This is a genomic window from Winogradskyella sp. 4-2091, from assembly GCF_045765065.1.
Classification (GTDB): Bacteria; Bacteroidota; Bacteroidia; order Flavobacteriales; family Flavobacteriaceae; genus Winogradskyella.
Window position 1 is genome coordinate 287,572 of sequence record NZ_JBJKOD010000001.1, and the last position, 19,017, is coordinate 306,588.

A 19,017-nucleotide genomic window follows, 5' to 3' on the forward strand; every position below is an offset into this window, starting at 1 on the left:
TAAATTAAGTTGAATGTGGTGAAGGATAACAAATACTACTTTTAACATTTTATAGTTCTGTTTTTGTGTAGAATTTATGCTTTAACAATAATGGCAGCAAGTAGTTTTTTTGCGCGTAAAAGTTTAACTTTTACGTTGTTGATAGGTTCTTTAAGTTCTTCAGAAATGTCCTTATAACTTAACTCCTGAAAATATCTAAGATTAATAACTTCTTGATAATGAGGTTTTAATTTTTTGATATCTCTAAGTAAATTTGCTAAATTTTGTTCTGTAATGATCTTATCTTCAGGTGTAGGAGAATCATCTACAATTTCAAAGTAATTCTCCTCATCATCTTTTGAGGTGTTTTTGATAGATTTTTTCTGTTTTCGAACTAAATCAATATGAAGGTTTTTAGATATGGTAATTAACCAAGTTTTAAATTTGAAAGCTTCGTCATACGTGTCAATTTTATCAAAAGCTTTAGAAAATGTTTGAATGGTAATGTCCTCAGCATCATTTTCATTTAATGTGCGTTTCAGTTGAAAAGCATAAACATCGTTCCAGTACGTATCTAGCAAAAATTTAAACGCGCTTTGTTCTTTATTTTTGGCTTTAGTAATGGCTTCTTTTATTTCCAATGTTTCGGTTTCGATATCTTATTAGCAATAAAGATACTTAATTGTGAAGTAATTAAAAACACTTCTAAAATAGGAGCTAAAAAAATAAGATCAGTTTCTTCGAGTTTTTTAGCTGTAAACCCTATGCAAAGCCATTGAATAATAAATCGAAGACCAATTAAACTTGCTGTCCATTGCCAAGGAAATGCCGTTAATAATAGAGTAATGCCTAGTATCCAAAACATAAGTTGCGTTATGTAAAATACACCTAGTAGAAATTGATGTTTTGCCTTATATAAACGAGCAGTACTGATATGTCTTCTTTTTTGAGTTATCCAAGTTTTAAAGGATGGCTTGGCTTCGGACACTGTGAAACTTTCTTTTGAAAAACATAAAGCTGTGTTCGATGAGGTTGCGACTTCATTGATAAATAAGTCATCATCACCAGATTTAATATTTATATGGTTGTTAAAACCGCGATTATTAAAAAATAATTCTTTTCTATAAGCCATGTTTCTGCCAACTCCCATATATGGTAATCCTAATTTTGCATAAGAGAAATACTGCATAGCAGTCATTACCGTTTCAAAACGTATAATTTTATTTAAAAACGAATATTTCTTTTTAGCGTAGGCACCATAACCTAAAACTATAGATTCTTTATTAGAAAAATGAGAACTTATATGAGAAAGCCAGAGGTTAGAAGTAGGTACACAATCTGCATCTGTAAATACTAAAAAGTCATTTGATGAGGCTTTAATACCTAAGGTTAATGCGTATTTTTTATTTCCCCAAAATGTTTCGTTACTTTTAACATCAACGATTTTTATATTTGAGTTTTTAGAAGCAAAATTCTCCATGATTTCTAATGTGCTATCACTAGAACTGTCATTTACTAGTACAATTTCGAAATTAGAATAATCTTGGTTTAATACGGATGGTAAGTTTTTTTCTAAATTTTGAGCTTCATTTTTGGCACAAATAATTACAGAAATAGGAATCTGTTTTTTTAAGCGAGTTTCTGATCGTTTTATTGCAAAAGAAAATAAAAAACAAGCGTAATAAACTACTTGAATTATAACTACTACAATAAATGCATAAAACAGTATTGTGATAAATGCCATTAAGGTTTAAGAATGTTGAGGTTCGCTACAATCTTGGTATTGATCAGGAGTTTTACCGCAAAAACCACAAGCTTCCCCTTCTTTATTTAGCATTGGGTTTTGACTTGCACACGTACCAGCAAATTCACCATCTTTTTTTGCCCATAATTTAATGGCAATTCCGGCTACACCTAGAGCTAATAAAGCAAGAGTAATTAATAGTAATTTCATTATTCTTCTAAATTTTGCACAAAGATAATACTTTTACTTTGAATCCTTATTGTTAAATTTTGTGACTTAACTTATTGATTTAGTGTCTTATTAGCATTAATCATTTTTTACTAACTAATTAATTTATCAATTATGAAAAAATTATTTGCAGAGTTCTTTGGAACTTTTTGGCTTGTTTTTGGAGGTTGTGGTAGTGCAATTTTTGCAGCCGGAATTCCAGAATTAGGTATTGGATTTGTAGGCGTTGCTCTAGCCTTTGGTTTAACAGTTTTAACTATGGCTTATGCTGTTGGTCATGTTTCAGGTGCACATTTTAATCCTGCAGTTTCTATAGGTCTTTGGGCTGGTGGAAAATTTGATGCTAAGGATTTGCCTGGTTATATTATTGCTCAAGTTATTGGAGCAATTGCAGCTGCTGGAGTTTTGTATTTAATTATTTCTGGTAAATCAGGATTTGATGGTGTAGGTGGTTTTGCTGCTAATGGATATGGTGAGTTGTCGCCAGATGGTTATAATATGGTTTCTGCTTTAATAGCCGAATTTGTATTAACGGCATTTTTCCTTTTGGTTATTTTAGGAAGTACGTATCCTAAAGCACCTAAAGGTTTTGCTGGTATTGCTATTGGTTTAGCTTTAGTCTTAATTCATTTAATTAGTATACCAATAACAAATACGTCTGTAAATCCGGCGAGATCTTTAAGTCAAGCGATTTATGCAGATGGAGCTTATTTATCTCAAGTATGGTTATTCTGGGTTGCGCCTATTGCTGGTGCAATTGCTGGTGGTTTAATACACAAAACTTTATTTTCTAAAGATTAGGTGCTAAGAATTATAAACAAAAAGAGGCGCAATATTTATTGCGCCTCTTTTTGTTGTTATTTATAAATTAAAACTTCTATTGATCTTTTAATGATACTTCTGCAACTTCAGTATCTGTTTCAATTGTATCATCTTTAGATTTAATCTTTATGCTCAATGCTAGTGCATCTTCCATATATGGAATTTGCTTTAACTTACGGTCAGACTCATCTAATATACCTAAGTTAACCATTTTGTCTTGCATTTCTGCCCAAATCTCATAGTGCTGCTCTTCTGGTAATTGTGGTAGAGAGATAACATCAATCATTGACGTTTTTTCAATAGGATTAATATAAGCAACCGTTTTTAAGTCTTTTGCACGATCATTTCCTGTAATTAAATATTTTTTAGAATCAGGATTGTTTAATTTTAATAATTCTCTAGATAATTGATCTAGCTTAGAGTTATTAGTTTCTATATCACTTCGTAAGTCATAAATTTCATCAACAACAACATTGTTTTCGTTGTTTAATTGCATGTTCTTTTGATATAACATAAATGATGTCGCAGCAAATAATACCGCAGCTGCACTTGCTGCAATACTATACCAAGGCGTTTTTCTGCTCTGTACTAAATTGATAACTTTAGTATCATTCGTTTCTTCTAATGACTCTAATATATCTCCTAAAATATCATGAGGCACTTCTGTAGCACCTGCTTTTGCAATGATTTCTAAATTATCTTGAAGTTTTTCATAAGCATCTGAAGCTTCAGGATAGTTTGAAATAAAGTGTTCAACTTCTTTAGATTCTTCCAAAGAAGTATCTCCAACTAAATACTTATTTAGTAAGTTGGAGTTTAAAAAAGTATGTAATTTTTTTTCCATGATTAACTATTTTCGGGATCGTAAACTTTCTTTAATTCACGTAACCCTATTTTTAATCTAGACTTTATTGTACCAAGCGGAATTTCTAGTTCGTCACTAGCTTCTTGCTGTGTCATCCCTTGAAAAAACAAGGCATCTAACACTATTTGGTATTTTTCTTCTAGTCGCCCAACATGTTCCTTTATGTCCATTACATCTTGGTTTAAATTAGATGTTGGTAGGATATATACGTTAGAAGTTTCAATTTGGACTTCTTTTTGAAAACGATTATTAAAACTTCTTAGTTTATCTATTGCTGTATTTCTTGCTATACGGAACAGCCAAGTAAATAATTTTGCCTTAGAAGGATCGTATTTTCCGGCGTTTTTCCAAACTTTAATAAAGGTTTCTTGTAGAGCATCTTGTGCTACTTCCTCATTAATTGTTATTTTTATAATAACACCATATAAGCTATTTGAATAGTTTTCGTAAAGTAAATTTAATGCACGCTTATCTCCTTTCTGAAGTAAAGTGATTATTTTTTTCTCTATTGGTGTTATACTCAAAGTGTTAAAGTTTGTTTTTTTTGTTTCTAAAACATCCAAATTGGATTTCTAAACGTAAATATAATTAAATACACCTTATATAGGTGCCCTCAATATATTTTTAGAATAGTTTTATCTTCATAAAAGTTTGATTAATAGCATATTCAAAAAAAAATTATTCTAGATTCAAAAGTCCCAATCCAAATTGGGACTTTTGTATTATATAATATTGACCTCTGTTTCTATTGTAATACTAAATAGTCTTTTTACTGTTTTTTTAATCAACAATGCGAGTTCAAAAATTTCTTTTCCTGTAGCATTTCCATAGTTAACTAATACTAAGGCCTGTTTATTATGCACACCATAGTCATTGAAGCGTTTTCCCTTGAAGCCTGCTTTTTCTATGAGCCATCCAGCAGGAACTTTAATAGCATCTTCAGATATTTTATAGGAAGGAACTTCTGGGAAATTGCGTTCTATTATAGCGAATTCCTTAGCAGTAATAATTGGGTTTTTAAAAAAACTACCACTATTACCAATCTCTTTTGGATCTGGTAGTTTGCTTTGTCTTATGGCAATAACAGCATCTGAAATATTTTTAATCGTTGGGTTAATTACACCCTTTCGCTCTAACTCATTAAGAATAACACCATAATCTGTATGCAATTGATGATTGTTGGTAGTTAATTCTAAATTGACGCTAGTAATTACATATTCTCCTTTTAAATCTTGTTTAAAAATAGATTCTCTGTAATCAAAATTACATTCAGACTTTAAAAAGGTGCGTTTAGATTGGTCTTTAATATTTATAGCTTCACAACTATGAAAAACATCTTTTAGTTCAACACCATAGGCGCCAATATTTTGAATAGGTGCAGTGCCAATATTTCCAGGTATTAACGATAGGTTTTCTATACCGCCAAAGTTGTGCTCTAAACACCAAAGAACAAAGTTGTGCCAGTTTTCACCAGCCATAGCCTTAATCATTACTTTTTTTTCTGATGTCGTAACAACTTCAATACCTTTTAAATTAATATGAAGCACTAAAGCGTCAATATCTTTAGTTAATAACATATTGCTACCACCACCAAGAACAAACAACGGATTGTTATGGTGTTGTCTTAATATTTCAGTAAGTTGATCAATAGAAGTTATATCGCAATACGATTGCGCTTTAGCTTCTATGCCAAATGTATTGAATGATTTTAAGGAAGCATTTTTTATAATGGTCATTAGTCTTTATAAACTTTTAAAGCTTCTTTTAAAATTTCAACTGAAGTTCTCAAACTATCCTCATTAAGTACATATGCAATTCTTATTTGATTTAAACCTACGCCTGGCGTAGAGTAGAAACCAGCTGCTGGTGCTACCATAACTGTATTGTTCTTATAATGAAAAGACTGTAAGAGCCATTTAGCAAAATCATCAGAATTTTTTACTGGTAACTCAGCGATACAATAAAATGCACCATTAGGTTTAGCCACTTTTACACCTTCAATTTTTTCTAATTCTTCAATTAAAATATTTCTACGCTTAACGTATTCTTCCTTAACATCGTCAAAATAACTCTGTGGAGTTTCTAATGCAGCCTCACTTGCAATTTGTGCTAGTGTAGGAGGACTAAGTCTCGCTTGCGCAAATTTTAGAGCAGTCTTTATAAATTCTTTGTTTTTTGAAACTAAATATCCAATACGTGCACCACACATACTATAACGCTTAGAAACAGAATCAATTATGATTGCATGCGCCTCTAGTCCTGGCTCTTGTAGTATTGAGTAATGTTCTACACCATCATACACAAACTCTCTATAAACTTCGTCTGCAATTAAAAATAAATCATGCTTTTTTACTATTGCTGCTAATTGTTTAATCTCAGCTTTAGAATATAAATAACCTGTAGGATTTCCTGGGTTACAAATTAAAATAGCTTTTGTTTTTGGGGTGATTAATTTTTCAAATTCTTCAATAGGAGGTAAGGCGAAATTGTTTTCAATTTTAGAAATTACAGGTACAACATTTACGCTTGATGCTGTTGAGAACCCATTGTAATTTGCATAAAATGGTTCTGGTATTATAATTTCATCATCCTCATCCATTATACTACCAAAAGCAAATAATAGTGCTTCACTTCCTCCAGTAGTGACTATGATATCGTTATGCGAAACTTCAATCTCGTTACGCTTGTAATAATTAGCAATTTTTACTCTATAGGCTTCAGAACCTTCAGAACGTGAATATGCTAAAATATCTAATGAATGTGTTTTTACAGCATCTAAAGCTACGGCAGGTGTTTTAATATCTGGTTGACCTATATTAAGATAGTAAACTGTTTTTCCACTTTTATGCGCTTCTTCAGCATATGGTACCAATTTTCTAATAGGTGATTCGGGCATTTTGATACCCTTGTTTGAAATTTTTGGCATTTGGTTTGAATTTTAGGATGCTAAGTTCTGAAAAATCTAATGTAAATTAGGATAATTTTTCAAAAAAAAAGAGTCCTCAAAATGAGAACTCTCTTCATATAATTTTTTAGAGTTTAATTATTCTTCAATAATACTTTTACTCTTCTTTTCTAAAACACTTGTTTTATTTGCTTCTACAACCATTCCTTTAATTCTAAGTGCAACCGTTTTTGGTTCTGCATTAGTCGTTATAGTAATCGTTTTAGCAATTTTATTAAGATTATTAGTATTATATTTTACTATAATTTCTCCAGTTTCTCCTGGTAAAATTGGCTCTTTTGGCCAGCTAGGAACTGTACAACCGCAAGTAGATTTTGCATTTTCTATAATAAGTGGTGCATCACCTGTGTTTGTAAATTCAAATGTTCTTTTTCCGTCAGCACCTTTTTCTATTGTGCCATAATCGATAACATTAGTCTTAAATTCTATTTTCGGTTTTGCGTCTTGCGCATAAGTCGCAAAACTAATAAGGCTAACAAATAATACTGCTATTAAATTTTTCATCATTTTATTTTTAAAATTGATTATTCAAAACTAGTTACTTTTTAGTTCCAATCAAAATTTATTAGACGTAATACATACCATTTAACAGAATTTATGGTTTTTCAACCCATATTGTTACGCTAATAATTTTTCGAAATAGGAATTATAAGTACTTTTGTCAGTTATATTACAAAAACGATACCAAACATGGAAATTCCATCAAAATATAATGCCTTGTCAGTAGAAAGTAAATGGTACAACTACTGGATGGAGCACAACTATTTTCACTCTACACCAGATGATAGAGAACCTTACACCATTGTAATTCCGCCACCAAACGTAACAGGGATTTTGCACATGGGACATATGTTAAATAATACCATTCAAGATGTGTTAATTAGACGTGCACGTTTGTTAGGTAAAAACGCATGTTGGGTTCCTGGTACAGATCACGCTTCTATTGCTACAGAAGCCAAAGTTGTTGCTAAATTAAAAGCTCAAGGCATTGATAAAAATGATTTAACTAGAGAAGAATTTTTAGAGCACGCTTGGGAATGGACAGAAGAATATGGAGGCGTAATCTTAGAGCAGTTAAAGAAATTAGGTTGTTCTTGTGATTGGGACAGAACAAAATTTACAATGGACGACGATATGTCTGAAGCTGTAATTAAGGTTTTTGTTGATTTATATAACAAAGGCTTAATTTATAGAGGCTACCGCATGGTAAATTGGGATCCAGAAGCCAAGACGACCTTGTCTGATGAAGAAGTAATCCATGTTGAAAAACAAGGTTTATTATATTATTTGGAATATAAAATTGAAGGTAGTGATGAAAAATTAACCATTGCAACCACAAGGCCAGAAACTATTTTTGGAGATTCTGCTATTTGTATCAATCCAAATGATGAACGTTTTACACATTTAAAAGGAAAGAAGGCGATTGTGCCAATTTGTGGACGTGTTATTCCAATAATAGAAGATGAGTATGTAGATGTTGAATTTGGTACAGGTTGTTTAAAAGTAACACCTGCTCACGATGAAAATGATAAAGTTTTAGGCGATAAACACAATTTAGAAGTTATAGATATCTTTAATGAAGACGCAAGCTTAAATAGCTTTGGATTGCAGTTTGAAGGTCAAGATCGTTTTGTGGCAAGAAAAGCAGTCGCTAAAGCATTAGAAGAAGCCGGAATTTTAGTAAAAACTGAAAACCACCTTAATAAAGTAGGAACATCAGAACGTACAAAGGCAGTTATAGAACCGAGATTAAGTGATCAATGGTTCTTAAAAATGGAAGATTTAGCAAAACCTGCAATAGATGCTGTATTAAAAACAGGAGATGTAAAATTATTTCCAAAGAAATTTGAAAACACCTATCGTCATTGGATGGAGAATATTCGCGATTGGAATATCTCACGTCAATTACTTTGGGGACAACAGATTCCTGCGTATTTCTATGGCGATGGAAAAGAAGATTTTGTAGTTGCTGAGTCTATTGAAGACGCGTTAAAATTAGCAATAGAGAAAACAGGCAACCAACAACTAACAACTAGTAACTTAAAACAAGATACTGATGCGTTAGATACTTGGTTCTCATCTTGGCTTTGGCCAATGAGTGTTTTTGATGGCATTAGAAACCCTGAAAACGACGAAATAAAATATTATTACCCAACAAATGATTTGGTAACTGGTCCAGATATTTTATTCTTTTGGGTAGCACGTATGATTGTTGCTGGCTACGAATATAAAGACGAAAAACCTTTTGAAAATGTTTACCTAACTGGTTTGGTTAGAGATAAGCAAAGACGAAAAATGTCTAAATCTTTAGGTAATTCGCCTGATGCTTTAAAGTTAATTGAAGATTATAGTGCAGATGGTGTAAGAGTAGGATTGTTATTAAGTTCTGCAGCCGGAAACGATTTAATGTTTGATGAAGCCCTTTGCCAACAAGGAAAGGGTTTAGGAAATAAAATTTGGTCTGCATTTTACTTAACTAATTTGTGGGATGTTGCAGATATAGAACAACCTCAATCTAGTGCAATAGCCATTGAGTGGTTTGAGTCTAAATTTCAAAAAGTATTAATTGAAATCGAAGACCACTTTAGTAAATACAGATTGTCTGATGCTTTAATGGCTATTTATAAATTGGTGTATGATGATTTTGCATCTTGGTTATTAGAGATTGTAAAACCAGCTTACCAACAACCAATAGATTCAAAAACCTATAATGCTGTAATGGCAATTTTTGAAGATATTCTAAAGGTGGTTCATCCATTTATGCCATTTATCACAGAGGAAATTTGGCAAACTATAAGTGAAAGAACACCAGAAGAGGCGTTAATCGTTTCAAAATGGCCAGAAATAAAACCAGTTAATGAGGCTTTAATCTCAGAATTTGAATTTGCAACTGAAGTCATTTCAGGAATAAGAAACATTAGAAAGCAAAAAAATATCGCTTTTAAAGATACCATTGGTTTTTCTGTTGTTAATAATGAAAATGTAAATACAACATTTGATGCTGTAATTTCTAAATTAGGAAATTTGGAGAGTTTCGATTATGTAACCGAAGCTGTAGAAGGTGCTTTAACGTATAGAGTAAAATCTAATGAATACTTTATTCCTATGGAAGGCAGTATAGATGTTGAAGCTGAAATTAAGAAGCTAACCGAAGAATTAAGTTATACTGAAGGTTTCTTAAAATCTGTTCAAAAGAAGTTATCTAATGAACGTTTTGTTGCAGGTGCACCAGAACAAGTTGTCGCTTCAGAGAAAAAGAAAGAAGCTGATGCTTTGGCTAAGATTGAAACTTTAAATGCTAGTTTAGCTAGTTTAAAGTAATATTTACAACCTACAAGCTTTCTAAAATCTTGTAGGTTTTTATTTTATCACTTCTTTGTCTAAAAATATTATACTGTATCTTGGCTTTCTCGCTGAGATATTTACTTTAAAATATCTATTGACGTAATTATTGTTAGAACCTCTATCTATAGATAAAGTATTTTGATATGATTTTCCTTCAAAACTGTATTCATATCTAATTTTAGGATGAAGTTTTGCTGTTCGATATTGTTTAATGACTTTACCAACTACTTCTATTTTGTGATTTTTAATTTCTGTTTCTTCGTAATGAGTATTTAATTGGAAAAAGAAATAACCAAAAGTAATTAAACAGAATAATATTAAAATAAAAGATTTTGAAATTGGTTTATCCATTTCTATCAGTTTACCACTCATTTATCTTATTACTATCGAGCTTCACAAAAATAAAGAGCAGAATAGTAAAACCCCAAAGTCCGGAGCCACCATAGCTAAAAAAGGGTAGTGGAATACCAACAGTTGGTATTAAACCCATTACCATACCAATGTTAATGGTAAAGTGAACAAATAGAATGGCCGCAACGCTATAGCCATAAACTCGACTAAATTGTGATTTTTGAGCTTCAGCCAAATAAAGAATTCTAATAATTAAAAACACAAATGTTATAACGACAAAGCTAGTGCCTAAAAATCCCCATTCTTCACCTACTGTACTAAAAATATAATCTGTTTCTTGTTCAGGAACAAACTTTCCGGTTGTTCTAGTGCCTTCTAAAAATCCTTTTCCGGAAAAACCTCCTGAACTTATGGCTTGTTCCGATTGAATAAGGTTATAGGCTTCAGATTTTTTCATTCGTTCTAGCTTAGCAGGATCTTTTTCTAATCGAAGCCAAAGACTAATTCTGTTTTGTTGATGCGGTTTTATACCATGTTCATAGAACAATTTTACACCGTAAGAAAAGGCAATACTTATCAGTAAAACTAATATATATTGTAAAATAGAACCACGTTTTTTCTTTCTGAAAAAATAGACACTGATTAAGACAATTGAGACTATAATAGCCGTAATTAAGATTCCAAATTTAAGACCAAGTACAGCAAGAATAATTAAGGAAAGTCCAATAATTAAATAGATTTGCTGCAAACCTTCTCTGTAGAAGACAAAGAAAAATGCCAAATATACAATGGTACTACCTGCATCATTTTGAAGTAAAATTAATAAAGCAGGAAAGAATATAATAGCTGTTACACGCAACTGATCTTTTATGGTTTGCATATTAGTCTGTAAATCGCTTATATACTTAGCTACTGCAAGTGCTGTAGCGAATTTAGCGAATTCACTAGGTTGAATGGTCATGCTGCCAATTCCATACCATGAGCGCGCTCCATTAACGTCTTTACCAAATATAAAAAGACCAATTAAGGCCAGAATGGCGACTAAATAGATGATACTCGCAAACCGTTCGTAAAATTTTGCTTCAAAAGATAGAATAAGGATAACCAAAACAAAAGTTAATCCTAAAAACACAAGCTGTTTTCCATAAAGTTGGGTTGTGTCAAAGTAATTGGTAACTTCTCCAACATGAGATGCTGATAAAATATTGAGATACCCAAAACCCACCAGCAACAAAAAAAGAATGATGATAATCCAATCGAACTTAAAACCTCTATGATTTTCTCTTAACATTAATAATTCAAGTTTTGAAGTTCAGAATTGGTATTAATAGAATATTCATCAATTACTTGAAGCGTGGTTTCTCCGTTAATTTTAAAAGGCTCGCCAGAATAAGGCTTTTTATATTCGTTTTCTAGGCTATGCGTTAAAATCCACTTTTCTAAGTCTGTTCTTGTAATGTGACCTTTTATGTATTTTTCAATCATTAAACTTGCCATTCGTCCTGCAAATCGACTTCCCCAATATCCGTTTTCAACAAAAACAGCAATTGCAATTTTAGGGTTATCTTTTGGTGCAAAAGCGACGAAAATTGAATGGTCAGTTAGTTGTGTCTTAACACTATCTATTTTAATAAAATTCTCTGCTGTACCAGTTTTACCACAGATATCAATACCAGGAATTCGTAGTGATTGCGCTGTTCCTTTGTTATAAACATCAAACATACCTTCTATAACGGGTTCAAAATGACGTTTATCAATAGTGGTATGGTTAGGTGTTTTAAACTTTTTAGGAATAGTATCGCCTTCAATATTTTTAATGATGTGTGGCGTGTAGTAATATCCACGATTTCCTATCGCAGCTGCCATATTTGCTAATTGAATTGGAGTTGCTTCTACTTCGCCTTGTCCAATAGCATTAGAAACGATGTAAGTAGATCCCCAACGATTATCGCCATATTGTCTATCATAATAATCGCCATCAGGAATTCTTCCTTTTCTTCCTACGGATAAATCATTGTTGAGATAATTACCTAAACCAAAACTTTTTGCATGATCAGACCAAATATTCATGCCTTTACCTGCATCATCATATTTGTCTACAATGCGTCGGTAAACATTTACAAAATAGGCATTACAAGATTGTGCAATTCCTGCATTCATATCTACAGGGCTCCTATGATGGTGGCAACCTGTGAGTCGTCTACTTCCGTAATAATAGCCCATTCTACAAGTGAACTTGTCGCCAACATCTACTACATCTTCTTGTAAGCCAATTAAAGCATTTATAACTTTAAAAGGTGAACCTGGAGGGTACTGTGCTTGTAAACCTCTATCAAAGGTTGGCATGTTGATGGTATCTCTAAATAGTCGGCTAAAATTCTTGTTTCGTTCTCTTCCTACTAATAAATTTGGATTATAACTTGGCCCAGTCACCATTGCTAATATTTCGCCACTTTGAGGATCAATAGCAACAATACCGCCACGTTTATGTTTCATAAGAAGTTCACCATAGGCTTGTAAATCTGAATCAATGGTAATAGTGATATCTTTTCCTGGTTTTGGTAATGTATCATAAATACCATCTTTGTATGGACCAATATTTTTATTATGTCTATCTTTTTGAATAAATTTTATTCCCTTTACACCACGCAAAACATCTTCGTAAGATAATTCTATACCTTGCTTTCCAATAAGATCTCCTAATTTGTAATACGGTTGACGTTTAATTATTCTACGGTTAACTTCACCAAGATCTCCAAGTACATTAGCTCCAATGCTAGTTTGATAAAATCTAAGGGATCGTTTTTGAATATAGAAGCCTTCAAATTTTCTCATTTTTTCCTGAAGAACAGCATAGTCTGTTTTAGAAAGTTGAGGTACAAAAGGTGAAGGTAGTCGAGGGGAATAGTTTCGAGCTTTGTTTAATTTTTTAGCGTATTCTTCTTTCGTGATTTTTAATAATCCGCAAAATTCTTCAAGTTCTAAAGAGTCTAAAGGAGATACTTCTCTCGGAATCACCATGACATCGTATGATGGTTGATTGGCGACTAGTAATTTCCCATTTCTGTCATACACATAACCTCTTTTTGGGTAATTGTAAACTTTTCTAATAGCTGTGTCTTCAAAAATATTATATGTAGAACTATTATAAACTTGGAGATAAAATAAGCGCGCAATAAAAACTAGACCAACAAGTAAAACAGTTGCTAGAAGTAATAATTTTCTCATTTCTTATTTCGGCTAAATAGAATTATAATCAATACACTAAGTATTATTGTAAAAATACTAGAAAATAACGTCTTTTTTAGAACTAAAAGTATGTTGGAAATGTTAAAAATTTCGAGAGAGAATAATATTAAATGATGTATTAATGTACCTAAAGTAAGATAAGTAATAAGGCTGCCAATGTCTGTAGTACTAAATTTGATACTCTGATGTTCGTAAAGCATACCAAAGGAACTTTTCAATAGAACTGGTCTGGCATATGCTAGAGATACTGCAGCCGCTGCATGAACACCTCCTGAGTCTGAGAACAAGTCAACTAACATACCTAGTATAAAACTAGATAATAATAAAACCAGTCTTTCATCTCTTATAGGAAAAAGGAAAATAAATATGATATAAATATAAGGATTGATATACCCAAAAAGATTAATCTGATTACATATCACTACTTGTACTAAAAGTAGCACTATAAACCGGATAGCATTAATACCTAGAACACTATTCATTGCTGCTGTTTTCTAAGTTAATAATTTCTGGTCGATTTAGATTTTCTAAAATGTATATGGTTCCAAGGTTAGTCATGTCATTAAACAATTTAACCTGTATAGTGTAAGTGTCTCCACTAATATCACTTTCAAAACTTGAAATACTACCAATACCAATTCCTTTAGGGAAAATAGAGGATTGACCACCAGTTTCTATGGTGTCACCTATTTTAACTGGTGCATATTGCGATACATCTTCTAATTGAACAAAATTTGGCGACTTGCTATCCCAAGTTAATGAGCCGATATGATTAGATGTTTTAAGCTTAGCATTTATTCTGCTTTTAGCATTTAAAATAGATAATACAGTTGCGTAGTTATTAGAAGTGTTATCAATGATGCCAATAATACCGTTTGATGTTATAACTCCAAAATCTTCTTTTATACTGTCATTTTTACCTTTGTCTATGGTTAGAATATTGTTTGGCAGAGCGTAACTATTTTTATATACATCAGCAATAGTCACTTTATATTTACCTTTTGTATTTGTGCTATCAATAAAAGTAGAATCTGTTTGCACGTTTAGATTAAGTAATTGTTCTCTTAATCGTTTGTTTTCCTCAGCAAGGGTGTTATTTTCTGTTTTTAAATTGAAATATTGATCCACAGAATTCATGGTACCATAAACTCCACCAGTTAAAAAGTTGGCAGAATTTATAAATTTACTCCTGTGGTAAGAATGCGATTGAATGGTAAGAGCTAAGGCAATACTAAAAAGCAATAAAAACAACAGAAATGTTTTGTTTCGTATAACAAAATTGAAAATTTGTTGCATTATTTATGGCTTATTTAATCAATACGCTTTTGTATTTAGGTAAGTTTTTAAGTACAATACCTGTACCTCTTACTACGGCTCTTAATGGATCTTCAGCGATATAAACAGGTAAATCTGTCTTTTGTGATAAACGTTTATCTAAACCTCTTAACATAGATCCTCCACCAGCTAAATAAATACCAGTATTATAAATATCTGCAGCCAATTCGGGAGGCGTTTGAGATAATGTTTCCATAACAGAATCTTCAATTCTAAGAATAGATTTGTCTAATGCTTTTGCAATTTCACGGAATGAGATTTGAACCTGCTTAGGTTTTCCCGTCAATAAATCACGACCTTGAACGCTCATATCTTCTGGAGGTAATTCTAAATCTTCAGTTGCGGCGCCTATTTGTATTTTAATTTTTTCTGCAGTTCTATCACCAACATATAAGTTATGTTGAGTTCTCATGTAATAAATAATATCGTTTGTAAATACATCACCTGCTACTTTTACAGATTTGTCACAAACAATGCCACCAAGAGCAATCACTGCAATTTCAGTAGTTCCACCACCTATATCTACAATCATATTTCCTTTTGGTTGCATAATGTCTACTCCAATACCAATAGCTGCTGCCATTGGTTCGTGAATTAAATAGACTTCCTTACCATTAACACGTTCACAAGATTCTTTTACTGCTCGCATTTCAACTTCTGTAATACCTGAAGGAATACAAACAACCATACGCAAAGCCGGATTAAAGAATTTCTTCTTTAAAGCTGGTATGTTTTTAATAAACATACTAATCATTTGCTCAGAAGCATCGAAATCTGCAATTACACCATCTTTTAATGGACGAATTGTCTTAATGTTTTCGTGCGTTTTTCCTTGCATCATGTTGGCTTCTTTACCAACGGCTATGATTTTTCCGCTAATGCGGTCTCTTGCTACTATAGATGGATTATCTACAACTACTTTGTCATTGTGGATAATCAATGTATTTGCGGTTCCTAAATCTATGGCTATTTCTTCCGTTAGGAAATCAAAAAATCCCATGTGCTATACTTAATTATTTGGGTTATTCCTGTCTTTATATTAAGACTATCTGTAAAAGTAGTAAAATATACGTTATTTATACCTTTATAGATGTTTAAAGCAAGAATTTTTTTCTTAGTTATTTTGAATGCTAAAAAACTAGTAACCAAGATTTCTACTGTACCGAAATTATTTCGGTACAGTAGAAAGAAGTTTAATGTTTAAAATGACGTGTTCCTGTAAAGACCATTGCCACATTATTATCATTACAATAGTTAATGCTTAACTCATCTTTAATAGAGCCACCTGGTTGAATTACAGCTGTAATACCTGCGTTATCTGCTATTTCTACACAATCTGGAAAAGGGAAAAATGCATCACTGGCCATTACAGCTCCTTTTAAATCAAAATTAAATGATTGTGCTTTGTGAATGGCTTGGTTTAAAGCATCAACTCTACTTGTTTGTCCTGTGCCACTTGCACACAATTGTTTTCCTTTTACAAGTACAATGGTATTAGATTTTGTATGCTTACAAATTTTTGAAGCGAAAATAAGGTCATCTAGTTCGTTAGAGCTAGCTGTAGTTTTAGTAACTGATTTTAAACCTTCTAAAGTATCTGTTACGTTATTTCTGTCTTGAACTAAAACACCATTTAAACAACTTCTTACATTCGTTTTTGGCATTTCAATATCTTGAAGAATTAAAAGAATTCTATTTTTCTTTCCTTTTAAAATTTCTAAAGCTTCAGGAGAGAAAGAAGGCGCAATTACGACTTCACAAAATAACTTATGAATTTCTTCTGCTGTTGCTAAATCAATTTCAGAATTACTGATTAAAACACCTCCAAAAGCAGAAACCGGATCACCAGCTAATGCATCTACATAAGCTTGGTGTATTGTATCGCGTTGTGCTAATCCACATGCATTGTTGTGTTTTAAAACAGCGAATGTTGGTGCATCGTTTTTAAATTCTAACATTAAATTTACAGCTGCATCAACATCTAAAAGGTTATTATAACTTAATTCTTTTCCGTGTAGTTTAGTGAAAATCTCATCAAAATCGCCAAAGAAGAATCCTTTTTGGTGTGGGTTTTCGCCATATCTAAGTACTTTTCCTTTTGTTTCTGAAATTTTTAAAGAAGGAATTTCATGGTTTTTATTGAAGTAATTAAAAATAGCTGAATCATAATGTGATGAAACGTTAAATGCCTTCGCAGCAAATTGTTTTCTATCTTCTTCAGAAGTTACACCATTTTTTGTTTCCAATAAATCTAAAAATTCAGCATAATCATCTACAGAGGATACGCATGTAACATCTGCATAATTTTTAGCTGCAGCTCTAATTAAAGAAATACCTCCAATATCAATTTTTTCAATAATATCTTGGTTGCCTGCGCCAGAAGCTACTGTTTTTTCAAATGGATATAAATCCACAATTACAACATCAATTTGCGGAATATCAAATTCTTTTAATTCGGCAACATCACCATCGTGGTTTTGACGATTTAAAATGCCTCCAAAAACTTTTGGATGTAATGTTTTTACTCTACCACCAAGTATAGAAGGGTAAGAGGTTACGTCTTCTACAGGTACCACGTCGATTCCTAAATCTTTAATGAATTTTTCGGTTCCTCCAGTAGAATAAATTGTGACGTTGAGATCGTTTAATTTTTTTACAATTGGTGCTAATCCATCTTTACTAAAAACTGAAATTAGTGCCGATGAAATGGTTTTGTTACTCATAATGTTGTGTTGTGTTTTAGATGTGGCAAAAATACGTATATTCACAAAGAAAAACTTAGTCCACAATGTAGTTTCTTTAAGTTTTTTGTAACAATAAATTGTTGAAAACGTCCTATCTTTAAAATGTTATAAAACAACGGTTGCATGCTAGTATATTTTCGATTACTAAAAGAGAGTTTTTCATTTGCTATTAATGCACTTAGAAATAATAAACTCAGAACGTTTTTATCACTTTTGGGAGTAACTGTTGGGATTTTTTCAATTATTGCTGTGCTGGCAGCAGTAGATTCTTTAGATAAAACAATAACATCGCAGCTAAGCTCTTTAGATAGTAATACCATGTATGTTGTAAATAGGTCTTTTGGTCCTACGGAAGTTCCACGTTGGCAACGCGAATCCTTTGATCCTATTACATTTAATGAATATAAGAGTTTGAAGTCATCGTTATCTGATGCAGAGCATGTCGCATTTCAACTCGGCGTAAAACCTGAAAATATCAGGTATGAATCTGAATTAGTAAGTGGAGTAAATACTGTAGTGGTTTCGCATGAGTTTACAGATATTCAAGTATTAGAATTTGATAAAGGACGGTTTTTTAATGAATCAGAATCTAACTCAGGAAGACCAGTTGTGGTCATTGGTTCTGAAATCGCAAAATCTCTTTTTGGTGAATTTGAACCAATCGGAAAAAGAGTCCGAATTTATGGTCAAAAATTTACGGTAATTGGTGTGGTTAAAAAAGAAGGTTCTGGGCTCTTAGGAGACAGTAATGATGTCTCTATTTTTCTACCAGCTAATTTTGTAAGAAATAAATTTGGAGATAACAATCCTAATAATATGCCTATTGTAATTATTAAACCCGCTAAAGATGTTGATATAGACGGCTTAAAAGCAGAAGTATCGCAAATACTTAGAAACAAACGCGGACTAAAGCCTAATGAGATAGACACCTTTTTTGTTAATATAATAGCTGGCTTGCAAAGTGCAATTGATGAAATGTTAGGTGTGTTAAACTTAATTGGTTGGGTAATAAGTGGATTTTCATTATTAGTTGGTGGCTTTGGTATCGCTAACATTATGTTTGTTAGTGTAAAGGAACGCACTAATTTAATCGGAATTCAAAAATCTCTTGGAGCTAAAAATAAGTTTATACTATTTCAATTTTTGTTTGAAGCCGTTATTCTTGCTGTTGTAGGTGGTATTGTTGGTTTAATCCTAGTATACTTAGGTACTATAATAGGGAGTAGTTTTACAGATGATTTTGAATTTGTCTTATCACCTCAAAATATGCTGTTAGGATTCTTTATTTCTTCAATGATTGGTTTAGTTTCTGGGGTAATTCCTGCATTAACTGCATCGCGCTTAGATCCTGTAGAAGCTATTCGCACAGGAATGTAATATTTTAAAATTC

General features: G+C 32.1%; 18 protein-coding genes. 3 read left to right on the top strand and 15 right to left on the bottom strand.

Translation table 11 applies throughout. The features are described 5' to 3' along the window. Positions 1 to 74: 74 nt before the first annotated feature. Genes ACJBCC_RS01275 through ACJBCC_RS01285 form a run of 3 tightly spaced genes read right to left on the bottom strand, consistent with a single transcriptional unit; the run spans position 75 to position 1,933 of the window. Positions 75 to 620 (bottom strand): RNA polymerase sigma factor, encoded by a 546-nt coding sequence (locus ACJBCC_RS01275; RefSeq protein WP_407556188.1) that lies wholly within the window; start codon positions 618 to 620, stop codon positions 75 to 77. Beyond that, positions 611 to 1,723 carry a glycosyltransferase gene (locus tag ACJBCC_RS01280; RefSeq protein ID WP_407556189.1) on the bottom strand — a complete coding sequence of 371 codons (1,113 nt, stop codon included), beginning with the start codon at positions 1,721 to 1,723 and terminating at the stop codon, positions 611 to 613. Before ACJBCC_RS01280 ends, ACJBCC_RS01275 begins: the two co-directional genes overlap by 10 nt. A 6-nt stretch (positions 1,724 to 1,729) precedes the next feature. Continuing rightward, on the bottom strand, positions 1,730 to 1,933 hold the full coding sequence (locus ACJBCC_RS01285; protein WP_299099231.1) for a membrane or secreted protein: 204 nt from the start codon (positions 1,931 to 1,933) through the stop codon (positions 1,730 to 1,732). A gap of 132 nt (positions 1,934 to 2,065) precedes the next feature. Here ACJBCC_RS01285 and aqpZ point away from each other — a divergent pair, with 132 nt between their 5' ends. Then, positions 2,066 to 2,752, top strand: a complete 687-nt coding sequence (gene aqpZ, locus ACJBCC_RS01290) for an aquaporin Z (RefSeq protein ID WP_299099233.1) — start codon at positions 2,066 to 2,068, stop codon at positions 2,750 to 2,752. Between the two features lie 76 nt (positions 2,753 to 2,828). Here aqpZ and ACJBCC_RS01295 read toward each other — a convergent pair whose 3' ends face one another. From ACJBCC_RS01295 to ACJBCC_RS01315, 5 genes are all read right to left on the bottom strand, one after another. Then, positions 2,829 to 3,617, bottom strand: coding sequence for an RNA polymerase subunit sigma-70 (locus ACJBCC_RS01295; RefSeq protein ID WP_407556190.1), 789 nt, complete (start codon positions 3,615 to 3,617; stop codon positions 2,829 to 2,831). Between the two features lie 2 nt (positions 3,618 to 3,619). Beyond that, complete coding sequence (locus ACJBCC_RS01300; protein ID WP_299099237.1) at positions 3,620 to 4,162, bottom strand: RNA polymerase sigma factor; 543 nt, start codon at positions 4,160 to 4,162, stop codon at positions 3,620 to 3,622. 198 nt (positions 4,163 to 4,360) lie between these two features. Continuing rightward, positions 4,361 to 5,374 (bottom strand): UDP-N-acetylmuramate dehydrogenase, encoded by a 1,014-nt coding sequence (gene murB / locus ACJBCC_RS01305; RefSeq protein ID WP_299099239.1) that lies wholly within the window; start codon positions 5,372 to 5,374, stop codon positions 4,361 to 4,363. Next, positions 5,374 to 6,564, bottom strand: coding sequence for a pyridoxal phosphate-dependent aminotransferase (locus ACJBCC_RS01310; RefSeq protein WP_407556191.1), 1,191 nt, complete (start codon positions 6,562 to 6,564; stop codon positions 5,374 to 5,376). Before ACJBCC_RS01310 ends, murB begins: the two co-directional genes overlap by 1 nt. A 117-nt stretch (positions 6,565 to 6,681) precedes the next feature. Then, positions 6,682 to 7,107 carry a DUF1573 domain-containing protein gene (locus tag ACJBCC_RS01315; protein WP_299099243.1) on the bottom strand — a complete coding sequence of 142 codons (426 nt, stop codon included), beginning with the start codon at positions 7,105 to 7,107 and terminating at the stop codon, positions 6,682 to 6,684. Between the two features lie 186 nt (positions 7,108 to 7,293). On the opposite strand from ACJBCC_RS01315, the gene ACJBCC_RS01320 reads away from it, so the two are divergent. Then, positions 7,294 to 9,924 (top strand): valine--tRNA ligase, encoded by a 2,631-nt coding sequence (locus ACJBCC_RS01320; RefSeq protein ID WP_407556192.1) that lies wholly within the window; start codon positions 7,294 to 7,296, stop codon positions 9,922 to 9,924. Between the two features lie 39 nt (positions 9,925 to 9,963). On the opposite strand, the gene ACJBCC_RS01325 is transcribed toward ACJBCC_RS01320, so the two are convergent. The 7 genes from ACJBCC_RS01325 to purH all read right to left on the bottom strand — a co-directional run bounded on the left by ACJBCC_RS01325 (position 9,964) and on the right by purH (position 17,606). Then, positions 9,964 to 10,299: a hypothetical protein gene (locus ACJBCC_RS01325; protein ID WP_299099247.1), complete on the bottom strand. Its 336-nt coding sequence runs from the start codon at positions 10,297 to 10,299 to the stop codon at positions 9,964 to 9,966. Between the two features lie 10 nt (positions 10,300 to 10,309). Next, positions 10,310 to 11,590, bottom strand: a complete 1,281-nt coding sequence (gene rodA, locus ACJBCC_RS01330) for a rod shape-determining protein RodA (protein WP_299099249.1) — start codon at positions 11,588 to 11,590, stop codon at positions 10,310 to 10,312. Further along, entirely contained in the window at positions 11,590 to 13,527 is a 1,938-nt protein-coding gene (gene mrdA, locus ACJBCC_RS01335) for a penicillin-binding protein 2 (RefSeq protein ID WP_299099251.1), read from the bottom strand. The genes rodA and mrdA overlap by 1 nt, the downstream gene beginning before the upstream one ends. Further along, positions 13,524 to 14,030, bottom strand: coding sequence for a rod shape-determining protein MreD (mreD, locus tag ACJBCC_RS01340; RefSeq protein WP_299099253.1), 507 nt, complete (start codon positions 14,028 to 14,030; stop codon positions 13,524 to 13,526). Before mreD ends, mrdA begins: the two co-directional genes overlap by 4 nt. Beyond that, entirely contained in the window at positions 14,023 to 14,844 is an 822-nt protein-coding gene (mreC, locus tag ACJBCC_RS01345) for a rod shape-determining protein MreC (protein WP_299099255.1), read from the bottom strand. The genes mreD and mreC overlap by 8 nt, the downstream gene beginning before the upstream one ends. Positions 14,845 to 14,854: 10 nt before the next feature. After that, complete coding sequence (locus tag ACJBCC_RS01350) at positions 14,855 to 15,883, bottom strand: rod shape-determining protein (protein ID WP_092444594.1); 1,029 nt, start codon at positions 15,881 to 15,883, stop codon at positions 14,855 to 14,857. Between the two features lie 193 nt (positions 15,884 to 16,076). After that, positions 16,077 to 17,606 (bottom strand): bifunctional phosphoribosylaminoimidazolecarboxamide formyltransferase/IMP cyclohydrolase, encoded by a 1,530-nt coding sequence (gene purH / locus ACJBCC_RS01355; RefSeq protein ID WP_299099257.1) that lies wholly within the window; start codon positions 17,604 to 17,606, stop codon positions 16,077 to 16,079. Between the two features lie 144 nt (positions 17,607 to 17,750). Between purH and ACJBCC_RS01360 the strand changes: the two genes are divergently transcribed. Beyond that, positions 17,751 to 19,004, top strand: a complete 1,254-nt coding sequence (locus ACJBCC_RS01360) for an ABC transporter permease (RefSeq protein ID WP_299099259.1) — start codon at positions 17,751 to 17,753, stop codon at positions 19,002 to 19,004. The last annotated feature ends 13 nt before the right edge of the window (positions 19,005 to 19,017 follow it).